Origin of the sequence: Levyella massiliensis, from assembly GCF_000308275.2 — a bacterium.
In the GTDB taxonomy this organism is placed as follows: domain Bacteria; phylum Bacillota; class Clostridia; order Tissierellales; family Peptoniphilaceae; genus Murdochiella; species Murdochiella massiliensis_A.
Map to the genome: position 1 here is coordinate 814753 of NZ_HG529490.1, position 18785 is coordinate 833537.

The 18785-nt window shown below is 33.2% G+C and carries 16 protein-coding genes; 3 read left to right on the forward strand and 13 right to left on the reverse strand.

Going from position 1 to position 18785, the window contains the following annotated elements:
• Positions 1 to 4: 4 nt before the first annotated feature.
• From BN98_RS03710 to BN98_RS03765, 12 genes are all read right to left on the reverse strand, one after another.
• Positions 5 to 1750 (reverse strand): ABC transporter ATP-binding protein, encoded by a 1746-nt coding sequence (locus BN98_RS03710; RefSeq protein ID WP_019189660.1) that lies wholly within the window; start codon positions 1748 to 1750, stop codon positions 5 to 7.
• Positions 1751 to 3466 (reverse strand): ABC transporter ATP-binding protein, encoded by a 1716-nt coding sequence (locus BN98_RS03715; protein WP_019189659.1) that lies wholly within the window; start codon positions 3464 to 3466, stop codon positions 1751 to 1753. It lies immediately after the preceding gene.
• Positions 3454 to 4944: an ABC transporter ATP-binding protein gene (locus BN98_RS03720; protein WP_019189658.1), complete on the reverse strand. Its 1491-nt coding sequence runs from the start codon at positions 4942 to 4944 to the stop codon at positions 3454 to 3456. The genes BN98_RS03715 and BN98_RS03720 overlap by 13 nt, the downstream gene beginning before the upstream one ends.
• 207 nt (positions 4945 to 5151) lie before the next feature.
• A complete protein-coding gene (locus tag BN98_RS03725) occupies positions 5152 to 5643 on the reverse strand; it encodes a CbiQ family ECF transporter T component (protein WP_242826674.1) in 492 nt (163 codons plus the stop codon).
• Between the two features lie 3 nt (positions 5644 to 5646).
• Positions 5647 to 6249, reverse strand: a complete 603-nt coding sequence (locus BN98_RS03730; protein WP_019189657.1) for an MptD family putative ECF transporter S component — start codon at positions 6247 to 6249, stop codon at positions 5647 to 5649.
• A gap of 162 nt (positions 6250 to 6411) precedes the next feature.
• Positions 6412 to 7383 carry a helix-turn-helix domain-containing protein gene (locus tag BN98_RS03735; RefSeq protein ID WP_019189656.1) on the reverse strand — a complete coding sequence of 324 codons (972 nt, stop codon included), beginning with the start codon at positions 7381 to 7383 and terminating at the stop codon, positions 6412 to 6414.
• A 417-nt stretch (positions 7384 to 7800) separates the two neighbouring features.
• Positions 7801 to 8217, reverse strand: coding sequence for a sigma factor-like helix-turn-helix DNA-binding protein (locus tag BN98_RS03740; protein ID WP_019189655.1), 417 nt, complete (start codon positions 8215 to 8217; stop codon positions 7801 to 7803).
• Between the two features lie 257 nt (positions 8218 to 8474).
• Positions 8475 to 8708, reverse strand: a complete 234-nt coding sequence (locus tag BN98_RS03745) for an HVO_A0114 family putative DNA-binding protein (protein ID WP_019189654.1) — start codon at positions 8706 to 8708, stop codon at positions 8475 to 8477.
• 12 nt (positions 8709 to 8720) lie between these two features.
• Positions 8721 to 10742 (reverse strand): ferrous iron transport protein B, encoded by a 2022-nt coding sequence (gene feoB, locus BN98_RS03750; RefSeq protein WP_019189653.1) that lies wholly within the window; start codon positions 10740 to 10742, stop codon positions 8721 to 8723.
• Between the two features lie 3 nt (positions 10743 to 10745).
• Complete coding sequence (locus BN98_RS03755) at positions 10746 to 10970, reverse strand: FeoA family protein (protein ID WP_002416391.1); 225 nt, start codon at positions 10968 to 10970, stop codon at positions 10746 to 10748.
• On the reverse strand, positions 10957 to 12705 hold the full coding sequence (locus tag BN98_RS03760) for an ABC transporter ATP-binding protein (RefSeq protein WP_002416392.1): 1749 nt from the start codon (positions 12703 to 12705) through the stop codon (positions 10957 to 10959). The genes BN98_RS03755 and BN98_RS03760 overlap by 14 nt, the downstream gene beginning before the upstream one ends.
• Positions 12698 to 14464 carry an ABC transporter ATP-binding protein gene (locus BN98_RS03765; protein WP_000412303.1) on the reverse strand — a complete coding sequence of 589 codons (1767 nt, stop codon included), beginning with the start codon at positions 14462 to 14464 and terminating at the stop codon, positions 12698 to 12700. The genes BN98_RS03760 and BN98_RS03765 overlap by 8 nt, the downstream gene beginning before the upstream one ends.
• Before the next feature lie 216 nt (positions 14465 to 14680).
• Between BN98_RS03765 and BN98_RS03770 the strand changes: the two genes are divergently transcribed.
• The 3 genes from BN98_RS03770 to BN98_RS03780 all read left to right on the forward strand — a co-directional run bounded on the left by BN98_RS03770 (position 14681) and on the right by BN98_RS03780 (position 17538).
• Entirely contained in the window at positions 14681 to 15652 is a 972-nt protein-coding gene (locus tag BN98_RS03770; protein WP_019189652.1) for a helix-turn-helix transcriptional regulator, read from the forward strand.
• A 195-nt stretch (positions 15653 to 15847) separates the two neighbouring features.
• Positions 15848 to 16204, forward strand: coding sequence for a plasmid mobilization protein (locus BN98_RS03775; protein ID WP_019189651.1), 357 nt, complete (start codon positions 15848 to 15850; stop codon positions 16202 to 16204).
• A gap of 2 nt (positions 16205 to 16206) precedes the next feature.
• Positions 16207 to 17538: a relaxase/mobilization nuclease domain-containing protein gene (locus tag BN98_RS03780; RefSeq protein ID WP_019189650.1), complete on the forward strand. Its 1332-nt coding sequence runs from the start codon at positions 16207 to 16209 to the stop codon at positions 17536 to 17538.
• A gap of 17 nt (positions 17539 to 17555) precedes the next feature.
• Here BN98_RS03780 and BN98_RS03785 read toward each other — a convergent pair whose 3' ends face one another.
• A complete protein-coding gene (locus BN98_RS03785; RefSeq protein ID WP_040942524.1) occupies positions 17556 to 18377 on the reverse strand; it encodes a hypothetical protein in 822 nt (273 codons plus the stop codon).
• Between the last annotated feature and the right edge of the window lie 408 nt (positions 18378 to 18785).

An 18785-nucleotide genomic window follows, 5' to 3' on the forward strand; every position in this document is an offset into this window, starting at 1 on the left:
GTTGCTATTTGATTTTCCATCCGATTGCTCTTTCCCTTTGATAAATAAATCGCTGATAAATTTGTGATTTCTCAAGTAGCTCCCCATGTGTTCCAACACTTTCTACCTTACCTTTATCCATTACAACAATCTGATCTGCACCTTGAATGGTTTCCAATTTATGTGCAATGACAAGTACAGTTTTACCTTTTAGTAAATTGTGTAAAGCAACCATAAGTTGTTCTTCATTCTCAGGATCTACGCTTGATGTTGCCTCATCCAAAATCACAATCTTACTTGGTTTAAGCATTGCTCTGGCAATGGAAATTCTTTGACGCTCGCCTCCTGATAAGTTAGAGCCTCCTTCCTGCAAAACCGTATCATATCCTTGAGGTAGTGCCATAATAAAATCATGGCACTGTGCCTGTTTAGCAACTTCCATAACTTCTTCATCACTTGCATCAGGATTACCAAACTTAATATTATTCTTTACTGTGTCATCAAACAGGTACACATCTTGAAAAACAAAAGTAAAATTAGACAACAGGTTGTCATATTTAAAATCTTTTATATTTTTCCCATCAATCAAGATTTCGCCGCCATCAACATCCCAAAATCGTGATATTAAGTTACAGAGTGTTGTTTTTCCACTTCCTGAACCGCCTACAATAGCTGTTGTCTCTCCTTCCGATATAGAAAGAGTTATTCCATCAAACAATGATTGTTTTTCATAAGAAAATTTCACGTTATTAACCTCAACTTTGGCAACATTCAATTCCGTTACATTGCCTTCTGAAATTGTTGGTAGCTCTCGAAGTTTGGATATGGCATCTAAATTTTGTACTGCAACCCCCCTTATATTTTGCATACTTCCAGCCATCTCAAATCCTGCAAATACAATAAAGCTTGATACTATAAGCATTACCGCTTTATATGGTGGAATCGAAGCAGAACAAAAGCGCAAAACTGAAGAAAGTATAATTGCGCAAATACCCAGTTTGAAAATAAAAAGGAAAATAAGAGCGGCAGGAGCAACTGTTTTTTCAACATTGATAAATCCTTTGCGGCTTTCAGAGATATTCCTATCTAATTCTGTTATCATTTCTTTCCCTTTTCCAAAAGACTTGATAACGCTAATTCCTTTTACATATTCTAAAGTGGTTGCATTCAAGTTGATTTTTAATGATTGTAGTTTCTTCGTCAACTCATCTGCTTTTTTCTGAAAGAGGGCATTACTTAACATCCCCACAAATAAGGTCGCTAATATGATAATCCCTGTAACCATATCAAACGGAAGCATAAAAAGTGCCATGATTGCTGTTTGAATCACTCCTACAAAAAGTGTTTCAATAATATTTACACCTACGGTTTCAAGCTCCCCGATTACTGTCGTTAATCCTCCGGATATATTTCCAAGTCGATTGTTGCTGAAATATCCCATGTTTACTCGTTTTAATTGATCGCCGATATATAATCTGTTCTCTGCTCCCATGTTATAAGTAGCAATATACTTATTGCGATCTGCCATATAACTACATAGTATTTTTCCTACAACACTTAACATTGCCACGCCAAATACAATATATACATCCTGTATAAGTACTTCTCTATGCTCAAAAATATTCTGAAATACTTTGAGTAAAAAAAGCATGATAGCTCCCAGCGCAACGCCCTCAAAAATACTTTTAAGTACCTCAAATAGAAGCATTCTACTGAGTTTTGACGATTCTTTGCCTGCAATAGCATATAATTTTTTAATTAAATCTCTCATTTACTTTACCTCCGCCTGTTGATATACACTAATGTGCGATTTCCACATTTTTGCGTAGGTTTCGCTTTTACCAAGAAGCTCGGAATGTGTTCCTTCAGCTTCTATTTCTCCATTGGTTACTACAATAATCTTGTTCGCACGAATTATAGTCGAAAGTCTATGAGCTATCATAATAACGGTTTTATTTTTAACCAATGCATCTATAGATTTCTGAATTTCTGCCTCATTGTCTGGATCAGAGTAAGCAGTAGCTTCATCCAAAAGAACGATAGGACTATCTTTTAGCAACGCTCTTGCAATGGTAATTCTTTGACGTTCACCACCCGAAAGATTATTGCCCGCTTCACCAACAATCGTGTTATATCCGTCAGGCAAGCTCATAATAAAGTCATGACAACTGGCTTTCTTGCACGCTTGTTCAATTTCTTCAATACTCGCATCAGGCTTAGCCAATTTCATATTTTCTAAAATGGTTTTTTTGAAAAGATAATTCTCTTGCGAAACATAGGTTACAAGTTCCATATTTTTTTCAAGAGAAATATCTTTTACATTTACATTGCCTATGCAAATTTTTCCATTGTCAGCATTCCAATATCCGGCAATTAATTTTGCAATGGTAGATTTTCCGCTGCCTGAATATCCTACAATAGCTGTAAGTTGTTTTTCTTCTGCATGAAAAGACAAATTTTCAAATACTTTCTTTTCGTCGTTATAACCAAAACTTACATTTTCAAAGGTTATGCCGTAAGAGCTTATCGTATTACAATTATCTCCTCTTTCAAGCTCCGGCAAATTCATTACTGTCTTGATTTCATCAATCACTACTCTTACGTTTGCCATTGTATCCATATGGCTCATTGCTTTAATCAAAGGCTTATAAGATGCATAAGATAACAGCACACACATAATGAGAATGCCAACAGAAATGCTCCCTTTCATGTATAGAAACAAAGAAATAGGCAAGACAAACAACATAGTTGAAGGCAGAATTTCCATTGCAGCAGTCATATAAAAACAAACACTTAAATACCAACTAAGCATACTGTCCCTGTTCTTATTAACGGCATCTACAAATTTTCCATAGGATGACGCTGATTTATTGAAAGCTTTGATAACCTGAATACCTCTAATATATTCAACCGCAGTAGTATTCATGTTTTTTGCAGCTTGTTGGTAGTTACGAGATTTTTCCTCGTATCCTCCCATCATTAAAAACGAGAACAATACACCGATTGGAAGAGTTACAAGATTGGCAAGACCTATTCTCCAATCAAGCACAAAAATAATAATAACTAACACGATGGGAATAATAACATTTGCGATTACTTCTGGGATTACATGTGCGATTGGCTGTTCCATTTTATCCAAAGTTTCAACCATAAACTGTGTCCATTCACCACTGCTCCTTTTCTCAACTTCCCCCATAGATAATCTGCTTATTTTTCTTGCAAGTTTTTTTCTCTCATCTTCAATAATACGAAAAGCAAGATTATGAGAAGTTAATGTTGATATTTCATGAAAAATAACACTTCCTAAAAGTCCGCATAAAATTATTAAAATAGGCTCTTTATAAATCATAAAATTTATTTTTCCAGCAGCTATATGTTCAACGATTTTCGCCATTGCAAAATATGGCAAAACTCCACAAAGCACCCCAAGGACTGCGACAAAAACTGCAAAAATAATTTGTCCTAAATGCTTCTTTAACACATCCATTTTTCCACCTCTTTCGCATTCATTGACTTTAATAAGTCTTGTATATTTTCTAAATAATAATCTTCTGTAATTTCCCCATCATCAAGTTTTAATATTCTATTGCAAGTTCTTGCAATAAATTCAATGTCATGAGAGATAATCAGAAATTTGGTTCCATTCTTTTGTTGTTCCTTAATTAAAACCCTAACTTTTTCCATACTGTTAAAATCTAAACCGGATGTTGGCTCATCCAATATAATCATCGGAGCATTTCTCATCATAGCAACACCTAAAACAAGCCTTTGCTTTTGTCCACCAGACAAAGTTGCAGGATGTTTATTTTTTAACTCAATCAAGCCTAATTTTCTTAATATATCTTCGGCTTTATCTATGTTTTTATCAGGATTGTCTAATCCTGTTGTTAATTCGTCTATTAAATCTTCTCCAAAAAGTTGAGAATCTAAATCTTGAGGTATATACCAAATTTTCCCAATGCGTTGCTTGTATTTTTTTGAGTTTCCATCCACTAAGATTTCACCGGAACTTTCTTTCATTAAGCCTGCAAAAACCTTTCCTAATGTGCTTTTTCCCACACCATTTGCACCAACCAAAGCAATAATTTCATTGTTATCGTATTGAAAAGTTATATTTTTAAGCAGCTGGTGGTTCTTAAAATCTTTACTTAAGCCCGTTACCGATATTGGATGTGGCGATGTGATTCCGCTCAAATCGGTATTTGGAATAGAAATATCCTCAAAACGCAAAGAACGAAGCCCTTTTTTATTAAGCGCCTCAGACTTTTGTTCCTGTATTTCATTTGATGAATATTCTTTAATTATTTTTCCGTTTTCCATAAAAATATATCGGTCAGCAATACCTCTTAAATAAAAAAGTCGATGTTCTGCGATAATACTTGTTTTCCCACTGTTTTTTAATCTTTTTATTAAGTCTGCAAGAAGATATGTTGCACTTAAATCAAGATTTGCTGATGGTTCATCAAATACGTATACGTCAGGCTCCATTGCTTTTGCCGAACATATTGCTACTTTTTGTCTCATGCCATATGATAAGGAATAGATACTTGTATTGAGTAAATCTTCAATTCCCATTTCTTTTACAGTTTGATTAACTCGCTTTATTATTTCACTATGTGCAAGTCCCATATTTTCGCATCCAAAAGCAATTTCTCCGGCAACTTCATTGGAAAAAAACTGACTTCTTGGATCCTGAAAAACATTACCAATCATTTTCCCTATTTCCCAAGATGGTAATTGGTGTATGTCCTTCTCTTTAATAAAAGTTTTTCCGCTTAACTCTCCTTGAAAGAACGACGGTATAAGCCCGTTGATCACTCTTGTTAATGTGGATTTTCCGCAACCTGAAGCTCCAATGATTGCAATACATTCCCCTTGTAAGATGTTCAAATTGATGTCATTAAGCTGCATTTCATTTTTATTGTATGAATAGCTTACATGATGAATCTTTACTTCACTTTTCATCAATTTCCCCTCCTCAAATAATGCAAACGATTAGCAATAAAAGACTGATCGTTAAAATCGCAATATCCGTCTTGCTCATTTTCGTTTCATAATAGCTTTGCTTTTTACCGGTGTTTTCAACACCTCTTACAATAGCCGCTGCAGCAAGTTCATCTCCAACTTTAATTGAACGAAAAATTAAAGGGACTACTACATACTCAACAGTTCTTAATGGATGAAAAAACACCTTTTTTTACTTCCGGTTAATCCACGCACCATCATTGCTTCTTTTATCGTTTTTATTTCCCCTGATATGGTTGGAATAAATCTGATCATAATAACCAAAATCAGAAGTATATTTTGTGGCACTGAGCTTTTCTGAAATACAGCAATCAATTTTCCTGATGGTATTTTGAAAGTTAAATAGGCTGCCATAATAGGAACAATAAATTTATATATCATTCCTAATAACATCGGCGATATTATCATCACTCCTTTTGGAACCATCATTATCAACCAAAATGTTGTAAATGAATAAAGCAGCACATATTGCACGCTTTGTTTGATAAAACCGAAATATGCAAGTAGCATAGCGAGCCATATCACAAACAAAGCGTGCATATAATAGCTTTCAGTAAAAATAGATACCATACAGGCGAGAAATGTTAATAATAGCGTACCTATACCACTTAATTCTCTTAGTCTTTTCTCGCAGCTCATTGTTTAACTCAAAATTCCGGCTTTTTCAAAGTGTTTTTTGAGAATTTTTTGTGATATAAGCACACCTAATGCAGATAATATTACTGTTATAATTACACCAATGAGCATCAATTTCGGAGAAGAAACCATATTATACTGAAGCTTCATCGTAGCATCTGCAAAACCACTTGCGAGTGCCTGTTTTTGATAGCTTTCCCATGCAACCCAGCAAGGTACGCCAATTCCCAATACCATGCCGATTCCATAGATACTCCAGCCAATCATGTTTCTAACAGGATTTCTATATGTGTTTTTACCAATCATCACAATTTCAGAAATAACTGCAACAGCTATAAAATAAGGAACCATAAACATATAACCCATCGCTGCGGTAATAAGTGCATATATCATTACCCAAACAAATAAAAGGCCATGCTTATTTACTCTGTTGGCTGCTACCAAGTAAAAAATTGAACCCAAAAACATTTCAATGCCTGCTGTTCCATAAAGGTAAAGAATAGGGATAGCTACCGTACCCATTCCAACTAAAAATGCTATTGCATAGAACAGAGCCATCATAACGGCAACCGTTACAATATCCTTTACCGTCATTTTTTCTTTCGTCATATTAAACGCCTCCTTTTTAGTTAGATAAAGCTAACATCTGTTCGAAAAAAATAGGAAGACCGGATGGTCTTCCTGCAACAAATGTCCATCTTCAGCAACTATGTTACATCAAAATGGATATTTCTCTTATAACCTATTAGACCTTTATTTGCTCCAAACAGGTCAAACAGATTTACTCCTATATTGTTGTGGTGTCTCTCCAAAATGTTTTTTAAAAGCTGAAGAAAACTTGCCTTGATTTAAGTATCCTGCTAAATCCGCTATTTCTCCGATAGACATACTTGACTTATGAATTAGTAACTCTGCTGCCGCTTCAAGACAAGTTTTTTTAATGAAACTGCCTATTGAATTTCCGGTTATATAAGCAAAACATCTTTTAAGACTTGATTCAGAAATTGCATATTTTTTTGCCAGTTCAGAAATAGAATATCTATCAAAAGGATTTTCCATAAGAGCTTTGTAGCATTCTTGAGTTGCTTCGTACACAGGCTCAGAAAAGGATGGAAGTTTATGTGTGTCTTTACTTTCAACTAAACTCAGAAATAGTAATAGTTCTATTGTTTTAATTATTGAATATGGAAGCTGTATCCTCTCATCAACCCTATATAATTCACCAATAATATGATTGATTTCATGACGAGAGCGGATAATTAACGCCGCCCCATTTTTGCACACCTTATCCCGCATTTCAAACAAATCTATATTTCCATATGGAAAATATTTTGAAATGGACTTTTGTGCTATACTCATATCAATAAAAAGAGAAAGCCCTACATATTTTTTCATGGGAATACAAGAGTTTTCAAACGGTACTTTCCCAAGTTCTAAAACACTTAAATCTCCTTTTCCAATAAATGCGCGTTCATTATTTTCCAGCTTAAATTCATAGCACCCTTCAAGGCAATGATCAATTTGTAAGATTCCTTCTTTAGGTGTTATTTTTTGATGTGTTGTTTTCATATTTAAGTTGTTATAAGATAATTGAATTCCTTCAAGCAAATCATAACAACGCATTTCTCCTGTACCCGTTTCGTTTCTAAAACGATAAACTTTCGCATTATCAACATTTTTCTTCTCCGAAAAAATATACCCATTGTAGGCGTTTTCGATAATACTCTTTCTATTTAACTCCATACCTTTTGTCTCGCTTCTTGATAATTTTTTGCTATTTATTTTACTATTATACCATAAATATGAGCCTCCCTCTTCCCATCTCTTATTAAATTTGATATACTGTTTTGAAAATATGCTTAATGCTTGCTTGACTTTTTATGTATTCTTATTTATCGCTCGCTTTCTTGTTTCCTTGATTTCTCAGTATTCATAAAACCAAAATTTCTTTCAGCAGAAAGGTCATGGCGTAAGTCATAATCCTCCACAAGTAGATAAAGTCCTACCTTTGGTCTATTCAGTTGTCAAGGAACAATTGCCTATTGGCTTTCAGAGAGATTTTCTTTTAAGTAATTCTTGAAAATAATTCTTCAATTAAATTAAGAGGACAGATCTCCCTTCACTTTATAAAAGGAAAATCTGCCCTCATGCACAAGGCGATTACTTCATAAATTCTTCCAATAGCACCCTTAGTTTTTTAAGAATGCTATTTTTTCGCCATTGTATAGCTTGATAGCTCACTTTCTTGCCTCTCGCTATGCTTGATAGCGTTTCATCATTGAAATACAAACGCTCTATGATGTCCCTTTCCTCATCGTTTAGTTTTGATATAGCATTTCTGACTGCCTCAATCATCATCTGTGTTTCAACAATCTTTGCTACATCAACGCTTTCATCAGCGATGTTATTTACAAAATTCCCATCATGATCCAAAGAGGAAAAGAAAAGCAGGTGGTTTTTTCTGTCCACCTGCTCTAAATACTTCTCGTGTTCTTTTTCTCGCCAGTAGACTTTATAAATATCTTCACTGACTTTTACCTTTTGCCCTCTGACATAAAGGTAATACTCTTTTGCCATAAAGTTTCCTCCATTTCTTTTTTGTCTATTTGTTTTTCAGACAAAAAAGGAGGACCCCTGCATCTTGGCATAAGAAGTCCTCTGAAATGAAAGAAACCCGTTCTTTCCTTAACTATATTTAATTGTTTAGACGAGAATATGGAAAGACAGACAACTGTAAATCTTATAAGAAAAAGGAAGGATTTTGTTTTGAGTTATAGCTTCAAAGAAATATATAGCCTTTTTCATAGCCTGTCCCTCCATTTATTATCTTTATGTCATTCTTTTACAATCCAAATATCCTCTTGGTTAACAACACAATTCGAACATCCAAAACACTGACTTTGGCATTTATTTGTTTCAGATTTTTTAGTTTTTACCAAATATCCATTATTTTCGAGATATTCAATTTTCATTTTTACACTGTCTAAATCTTCACCTGTCAATTCAGCAAGTTCTTGCAAAGTGCAGGTCTTTTTCTTTTTCAATACTTCTAATAGTTGTATAAGCATACTTATCACCCCTTAAAAAATCAGTATTCCAATATGATATGCAACACAAGATATAATTAGAGCCGATAATATATAATACAGTGCTATTTTTATCGTCCATTTTTTTGAATGTGTTTCTTGTGCGGTAGCTGCAAGAGCCATCAAACAAGGCATATTGAAGAAAAAGGCAAAAGTAAATGCTAAGGCTTCCGGCTTTGAAATCATTGTCAACATATTATTGCTTAGAATAGCGGTATCTACTGTCCCTTTAACCTCAACTGCATGCCATATTCCTGAAGAAGTAAATAATGATGCCATTACTCCTAATGCCGATTCTTTTCCCATTGCAGAAGCAACAAAAGCCATAAATAATTGCCATGGTAACCCAAACAATTTTGTTACAGGCTCTATAAATGTTCCTACTTTATAAATAAGGCTGTTAGCTATATTTCCATCAGGCGTATAGGAAAGAATCCAAAATATAACAGAAATAAGGATAATGAGACTCAATGCCCTTTTCAGTACATTTCCCATCCTATTCATTACAGAAGAAAGTAAATTTTTCCAATGTGGCTTGTGATATGGTGGAAGTTCCATAATCATTCCAAAATGTTCACTTCCCTCATAAAGCGATTTTCTAAAAATCCTATATGTGATTAGCAAATGTAGAAAAGCAACTGCAAATAGGCTTAATATCACAAATACTGCCTGTTTTCCGAAGAATGTTCCTGTAACAAGCCCGACTACTCCCCATGTTGACCCGCAAGGGACTACCCAAGATAATGCAATCGTCATAACCCTCTGTCCCCATGAATCAATTACTCTCGTTCCTGTGATTCCACCTATATTACAGCCGAAACTTAACAAGAACGGCATAATTGCTTTTCCTTGCAATCCTAATTTCGACATAGTGTTGTCAAAGACATAGGAAACTCTTGCCATATATCCTACATCTTCCAAGAATCCAAATACTAAGCTAATTCCCAATACATAACTTGCCATTTGCAATGCAAAAGTAATTGCAGTCATTACGGCTCCACACAAAAGTGAAATCAGCCAATTTGATACTCCAATGGCGACAAGCCCCTTTGCCAACAATGTTGATATTTTAGGTATAACAAACCCAAATAACCCCATTAGCGGAAATCCGATGAGCATAGAAGCAACTAATCCTAAAATGATAACTCCGATAGCCATAGGTTTTCCGAAAGCTTTACTTGTGGCTATACGATCAAATTTGCTTCTCTTAAATACTCTCTTTTTCTGAATAACATTTGCATTGATAAGTTTATCTATCCAATCGAATTTGCAATTACCGGTTATCAGATTCCCATTTTTGATGCCTCTTAATATATCCTCTATTTCTTTAAATTTGTATTCATCAACATTATCTTTTACCAATTCGATTACTTTCACATCTTGATCGAATAATTTCCCGACAATCCATGATTTTGAAAATACGCCTATCCCTTCATCAGGAATGTAATTTTTCAGCAATTTATATTTATCTCCGGCGACACTTTCATATGCTCTTTCAAAATTATTGTCTGCTAAAATCCTTCCAGTGTCTGAACGCTCCAGAAAAGCATAAAACTCTTTGTATTCCTTTTTATCTGCCGCAACGATAGGAATGACAGGTATATTCAAGGATTTTTGTAACCCCTTTATATTTATATTTTTCCCTTGACTTGTAGCAACATCCATCATGTTCATGATTAAGACAACCGGAATATTTATTCCAATGTAGTCAGAGAGCATAAATAGACTTCGATTTAATTGTGAAGCATCTGCCATAATAGCAATTAAGTCTGCGTTCCCGGTTTCTATATATTCTCTTGTTATAACTTCTTCCTCTGAATTTGCTGATAATCCGTAAGTTCCTGGTAAATCCACAATCGTATAATTGGTATCTTTATACGAAAATTCGCCTTCTTTTTTCTCAACGGTTTTACCCGGCCAATTTCCAACATGTTGATTTGAGCCTGTCAACCCATTAAACAAAGTCGATTTTCCAGAATTAGGCTGCCCCAGCAAAGCAATCGTTATTTTCTTCATATCTCAAAGCACCTCCATCATTATTTTCTCTGCCTCTATCTTATTGACAGCTATCATCGTATCTCTACAATAAATGAGAATAGGTTGCTTTTTATAATTCTGGATAACTTCAACATCGCTTCCGACAGTTATTCCGATAGATATTATTCTGCTTTGAAAATGTGTATCACCAATAATTTCAACAACTTTACCTTTTGTCTTTTCTTTCAAAGTACTAAGCCTCTCCATAACTATTCTCCTTTATCATCCACTTTTTCGCTCTTTCCTGTGTATTTACCATTTCATAGTAATGTCCTTTTTTTCCATAAAGTTCATTATGATTTCCTTGTTCTTCAATTCTTCCGTTATTTATCAAAATAATTTGATTAGCGTTTTTAATGGTATTCAATCTGTGAGCAATAACAAAGACTGTCTTTCCTTGCATTAAATGCTCCAAAGCATTATTGATTTTAGCTTCATTATCAGGATCAAGAGAAGCTGTAGATTCATCCAACAAAAGAATTGGTGCATCCTTCAGAATCGCTCTTGCAATAGCAATCCTTTGTCGTTCACCGCCGGATAATGTACTTCCTCCATCTTTTATTTCCGTTTCATATCCATCCTTCATTTTCAAAATAAATTCATGGCAACAAGCTAATTTTGCAGCTTGATAAACCTCTTCCTTTGTTGCATTAGGTTTTCCAACCCTGATATTGTTATAAACAGTATCGGTTAACAGTACATTATCTTGAAAAACCTGACTAACATATTTAAGCAACACATCAGGTTTTATGGATTTTATATTTTTTCCACCAATTATAATTTCTCCACTATTTACATCCCAAAATCTTGCAATCAAATTAGCGATTGTAGTTTTTCCTCCACCGGAAGGACCAATTAAAGCTGTAGAAGTTCCTTCTTTTGCTTCAAAAGAAATATTGTTCAGAATCGTTTTATTTCTATCATAAGAAAAATTTACATTCTTAAATTGAATATCAAAATTTTCTAATTCAACTTCATTTTCAGAATAAGGCAATGGCTTCGTTTCATAAGCTTTCTCAAGATTACTTGCAGCTAATTTCAAATCTTTCAATAGTCCATAGGAATGTTGAAAGGCAATAAGAAGTGCAGATAATGCTAAACTCATAAGCATAAAAGCCACAAACTGTTCAGTTCTAACACTACCATTTATAAGCAAATATCCTCCTATAAGAAGAACTATCGGAAGCAAAAAGTTAACTGTGATAAAGTACATACTTGTAGGTAACGCCATTTTCTTTTCTGCGTTTACGCTTGTCTTTCTAACATTTTCAAGTGTATTTATCATTCTTTCAAAATGTTCACTTGTCATATTAGCTGACTTAAACGCTTTCATACCTTGAATGTACTCTAAAATAATAGAAATCATCTTAGAATTTAAATTTCTTTTTCTTGCCCCGTATTTTTCTATCAATTTGTTGCCCCATATCAACATAGGATATGCGATAAGCAATACTAAACACTCTAATAATGCGAGCTTCCAATCGATAAAAAATGTGCCTAATAAAATCAATATTGCTGTAACTGCCGTTTTAATAACCGATGGTAAAGTGTGCGTTATGATCAGTTCAAAACTACTCAAATCCTTTGTAAGAGTTGATAATAGATAACCACTACTATTTTTTTGGAAATGACCAAGGCTCAAACTCCTATAATGATTTGCTAAATCCAAACGCATATCTCCACACATTTCAGCTCCTCTTGAAAAGCTCAAATAGTATGCATGCCTATAAATCAGTATCCTTGCAATCATACTAATGAAACATATTACCGTATATTCTATGATTAAGGTTTTAGTTAATGTATTTTGCAATATATTAACAACGGTAAAATAGAGCATTAAATACAAAACAATGCTTCCTATCGAATCAATAACCATTAGAAAAATCGGTAAATACAATTTTTCTTTTTTATCTTTCAGAAGTGTTCTAATAATCTTAAGCATTTGCACTTACCCCCTCTCCAAAGTAATCTTTTGTGTATGTGTTCCACATACTTTCATAGACCCCTTTTCTTTCTAAAAGAGTTTTATGTGTTCCAACCTCTACGACTTCCCCTTCATCAAATACAACAATTTGATCTGCATTCTTAATAGTATGCAAACGATGAGCAATCATAATGATTGTTTTATTTTTCAACAAGTTTTGAAGTGCTAACTGTATCTGGTACTCATTTTCTATATCTGAATAGGAAGTTGCTTCATCAAAAATAATAATTGGAGAATCTTTGAGTATTGCCCTAGCGATTGAGATTCTTTGTTGCTGTCCACCTGACAATTTCACCCCTTGATCCCCGATTCTTGTCTGATATCCATTCGGTAAACTCATAATAAAGTCATGAATTTGTGCTGCTTTTGCAGCCTCAATAATCTTATTTTCATCTGTATCTGTTCCCATACGAATATTCTCATAGAGAGTGTCCTCCAAAAGAAATACATCTTGAAAAACAAATGATGTAATGTCCATCAAATTATCTATTTTTAATTCATTGATCGGTATGTCGTTAATTTTAATTGCTCCACTTGTTACATCCCAGTACCTCCCAATCAATTGTGCAGCAGTTGTCTTGCCTGCACCGGAAGGTCCCACAAAAGCATTTATTGTATTCGGTTTTAAGGATAAATTTATATGTTGTAATGCTTTATTTTTTGTTTCTTCATCGTCATAGCTGAAAGTAACGTCTTTAAAATCTATTTTCATACACTCATTCTTGTTTATGATTTTTGTTCCGTCTTTCAATTCATCCATATCCATTATTTTTTTTATGTTATCCAATCCGCTTCCAAGCTCCATAGATTGCATAAAGATTGTTACCATATTTAAGAACGAAACAAAAAAGCACATTGTAAGCATAATAAATAGCAAATAGGATGTTGCTGATAAAGAATTTCTCAAAAAGAAATATCCTCCGAACGGCAATGTAAATAAGATTGCTGAATCCAAAACCACTAAGGTTATTGATAAAGGATAGCAAGAGCTCATACACATCTTTTTCCAACAAGTAATATACGCATTCAATGAGCTTCTATATTGTTCAAATTTTTCTGCTGTTAAATGATACATTTTTATTACAGGCATAGCCTTTATAAATTCGTTTGCCGAAGCATTTAAATCAGCAATATCTTCGGATAGCTCCGTTGACATATCCGGATAATTTTTCATTAGCATCATAGGAATTCCTAATCCCAAAATCATAGGAATAAGCATAACAAGTGCCATCATCCAATTTAATTTCAACATGAAAATGAACATAATAACCGGAACAACTGCTGCCTGAGCTAATTCCAAAGTGCTATGAGCCAAAAAATTTTCAACTCTATCTACATCATCAAACAACAATGTTTTAATTTCTCCGGGGGCATGCTCTTGAAAGAATCCCAAATTAAATTTTGAAATATGATTTACAACTTTCAGCTTAATTCTGTGTATTGTGTTAAAAGCTGCTGTATGAGATAAAATGCCCGCAAAGGACATTAGTATTGCTTGCAAAACAGCACTTATAATTCCTATACCTGCCCACATTAAAATTTCTGTATACGAAATGTTTTTCTGGAATATCATTAGTAATATCTTATAAACTACAAAATAAGGAACTAATGATAAAGCCGCAGAAATGACAGATAAAAACATTCCTAAATGTAGCTTTTTTCTCTCATTTTTTGCTAATTGGAATACATAAGATATCCCTGTCTTCTTTTTTTCCATTAGTTATTCCATCTCCTTTCCTGACCGTTAGCTATATCTAACTAACTACATTTATTATAAAGCTAATTTTTTATAACTCAAAATCTAACTATGAATTTTGATATTCCTTGTAATCCCTTTATTTGTAAGCTTTTCATCAGTATTTCTATTTACAATTTTATAAATTTGTGATATAATTAAATAAATTTGTGATATTAAAAGAGGTGAGCAGAATTGATGGATAGAACAGTTATTGATTATTTAACAAACTTAGTACATGACGCTCCTTTTATTCCTGTTCCAACTTTATCAACTGAAAACAAACAAATCTTTCAAATAGATCCCCATTTTGGCAAAGGTACTTTTCGCATACTAAAATTTGACAGCCGTTTAATTCTAATTTTAATTGCTAACTTTACTCCAAATGAAACAATGGAGAAAATAACCGAAGTATCTGAAAAGTATTTAGAGATTAGCCAATTTGAAACAGAAAGCAGTTCATTTAAAGTCGGTGGCAGAAAGTTAAATAATGTAGAAAAAGGTATATATTGTTACTTAAATACAGAAAAGAAAACTTATACCTATTGTGAGGCAAATAAGCCTGTAAAGTTTACGAAAATAATCCTAACCAAAGAATACTTTGATACTTTCTTAAAATTAAAATATGATGATTTTGAATATGAAAAAGCAAAGATTCTTAATTCTTATTTGTTAAAAACTCAAAATTCTCCGCAGTTGAATTTTATATTTCAACAGATAAGAGAATCCCAAGCTGAAGGAAAGATTTTGCCTTTATATTTGGAAAGCAAAGTTATGGAACTATTATCTATCATAATTACAGAGTTAGAAGAAAAGGAAAAAAATATATCTGTTGTCTTAACTAAAAAAGATAAGCAAAATCTGAAAAGGGCTGTATCGGCTATGAAAAAAGATTTATCGGTTCATATTGACGGACTTGAACTCTCTAAAATTGCTTTAATGAGTCCTGCACGATTTCAATTAGCTTTTCGCAAATACTACGGTGTTCCTCCCTACGAGTACTTAAAAGAATTAAGGCTTAATAAGGCATTATTATTGCTGAAAAATCCTGAGTATAAAATATCTACGATAGCAGAAAAAGTTGGCTATACACACACAGGACATTTTGCTAAAATATTCAAATCAACTTATGGTATCACACCAAGTAAATATAGAAGTACAATTACTTAAACTAATATTAGAATTCAATATGTGCTTAACGCTTGCTACCATAATCAGTCTTTTGTAGCAAGCACAGTAAGTGTACGGACACTTACGGAAAAATTGATGAAGCAGCCCTTTGGGATCTGCTTCTTTTTTTATCAATTTTTAGCTTGTTAGGGAGAACCCTAAGACCCCGAAATACATTCAAAGGAGGAACTAACTATGGAAAATAGAATAAGAAACGAAAGACTTGAAATTAAACTAACTGAAGAAGAAAAGGCTCTTTTTGAAGAGAAAAAAAGACTTGCGAAGTGTAGAAACATGAGCCATTTCATCCGCAAATGCGTTTTGGAAAAGGAAATTTATCAAGTGGATTTAGAGCCTTTCAGAGATTTACAAGGCTTACTTTCTAATGCAACAAACAACATCAATCAGATTGCAAAGCGAGTAAATTCGACAGGTGTAATCTACAAAGAGGACATCGGTGATATAAAAAAAGAGATTGAACATTTCTCAAAAGAGCTGTGGCAAATTCATTCACTACTTCTGAAAAGAACATCTGAAACGGAAGGTGAATAATAATGGCAATTACAAAAATACACCCAATAAAATCGACTCTTAATCTTGCTATCGACTACATTGTAAATGGAGATAAAACAGATGAACAGCTTTTAGTCAGCACTCATAAATGCCACGAATCAACTGCTCACACTCAGTTTTTAAGGACACGAAATGACGCAGGAACAAAAGGAACCGTTCTTGCAAGACATCTCATTCAATCATTTTTACCGGGAGAAACTACGCCTGAAATTGCACACCAAATAGGTATGGAGCTGTGTAAAAAGATACTCAAAGATGAGTATGAATTTGTCTTATCTACTCACGTAGATAAGGGGCATATCCACAATCACATCATCTTCAATAATGTAAATATGGTAATAGGTAGGTGCTACCAGTCTAACAAGAAAAGCTACCACCAAATCCGTTATCAGAGTGATAAACTCTGCAAAGAAAATAGCCTATCTGTCATTGACGAGTTTTACGAAAGCTATAAGAAAAAATATAAGATTAACGGTAAATCTTGGTATGAAAATGAACAGGCAAATCATGGAACTTCTTGGAAAAGTAAACTTCAATTTGACATTGATAGAATAATAAAACAGTCAAAGGATTGGGACGAATTTTTAAAGAAGATGGCGGATCTTGGCTATGAAATCAAATACGGTAAGCACATTGCTTTTAAGCCAAAAGATAAGGCGAGATTTACAAGGGCTAAAACAATCGGAGAAGATTATACCGAAGAAAGATTAAAAGAACGAATTGCAGAAAGAGAGTTTATCAAGACTCCTGCCGTCAAAAAACGCATCGGCAATGTTATTGACATGAACACCAATGCAAAGGTAAAGGAAAGCAAAGGCTACGAATATTGGGCAACCAAACATAACCTTCATACAATGGCTGACTCTGTTATTTATATCAGAGAACATGGCATTAAATCCGTTAAACAGCTTGACGAGTATATTCAAAAAGCAGCCGATGAAAGGCAAAATATACAAGAGAAAATCAAGGCTATCGATAAGGAAATGCAGAATCTTTCCACCACTATGGAGCAAGTTCATACCGTTAAAAAATACAGAGCGTGCTACAAGGAATATAAGGCTAATCCGTCTGACAATGCATTTTTTGAAGAGTACAAAGCTCAGATTACCCTATATGAAAATGCTCTCTCAGAGCTTAAAAAATCCTATTCCAAGCTCCCAAATTCAAAGGATATTTTAGCTGAGCTTGATAAATTACAAGAAAAAAAGAACACCCTTATGCAAGAGTATTCTTCCTCAAAATCGACTATGGACGAACTTTATCAAATACGAAAAAACTATGGAATTTACATAGGTAAGGAGATGGAGAGATAATCTTTTGAGTTTTTCTATTATCTCAACAAAAAATTATGAACAGCGTTTAAAGTCAGTAAATATGATAAAACTGAAAACAATATTACCAAAAAACTGAGAAAAGAAACCGATTCAAATCGTTTTGTTTTAGAAATAAATTTGCGAATTACTTGTATCGGATTTTTCTTTTTTCTATCAATATAGACACTGAATACACGCAACAATAAGGTATAAGATATCATTTGTTGAATTACTCCTATAGATACACCTAAAATTTTATATACTGATATAAAAAATTTTCTTGTATCAACTATTGAAGGACTCATTGTTACCACCATTTCCTTAATGTTAAATCCATAATACAATGTTAATGTGGAAACAACTATTGAAACAATAATAAATTTAACGGTAACTTTTTGAACTTCCTTTCTAAAAGATATAATAAATAAAAATATAATAGATAATATTAAAGGTATAAGCCCAAACCACTTTAAGAACAAAGATATATACTCTACATATTCTTTAAAAAAATTAACAATTATAGAAGCAATCAATGCTCCTACAATAATAATTCCCCATACATCATTATCACTCGAATTTTGACTGTATACATATTCCTTTTTTCTTTTTGAAACATAATTATATTCTGGAGAATCGATAAAAGAAGTTTTTGTAGATATTTCTATATTTGTACTAAATATCATTACCATTAAATTTTTAAATTTGGAATTTAAAAATTTAATTTTCTCAACAAGTATTCTTAGAACTAAAATTAAAAAACCTAATATCAGCGTTTTAATAATATCTTCAGGTATTGCTTTTACCAATCCCCATAACCAATATATAATTGTATCAGGCATAGTCATCACTCCCTCTAATCCTTTTCTAATATCATATCTAATAATTATATACTAATGCAGTAATCCTAAATTTTTCAATGCCTCCATTAGCTTGAATCGGTATGTCGCCAAAATACATTGCTGATGTTTCTTTATAAAATCCCTCACAACAATATAATCTAAATAAATTAAGCATTGCCAACTCATATTCTTCTTTAGACAAACAAAGATGTTCTCGTACAACATTGCCATCTACGTACGAATTTTTTTATACCTAAGATTATTTCTATTCTGTATCCTAAGCTTCCCTCCTATACCACAACTGTTAATTTCTATTTCATATATCTTATCTTGATTCTCCATATCTCTTCACCTCTTATACTTGCTATAATTTTTATAAATATTCCATACCATTCCATTTACTGTCGA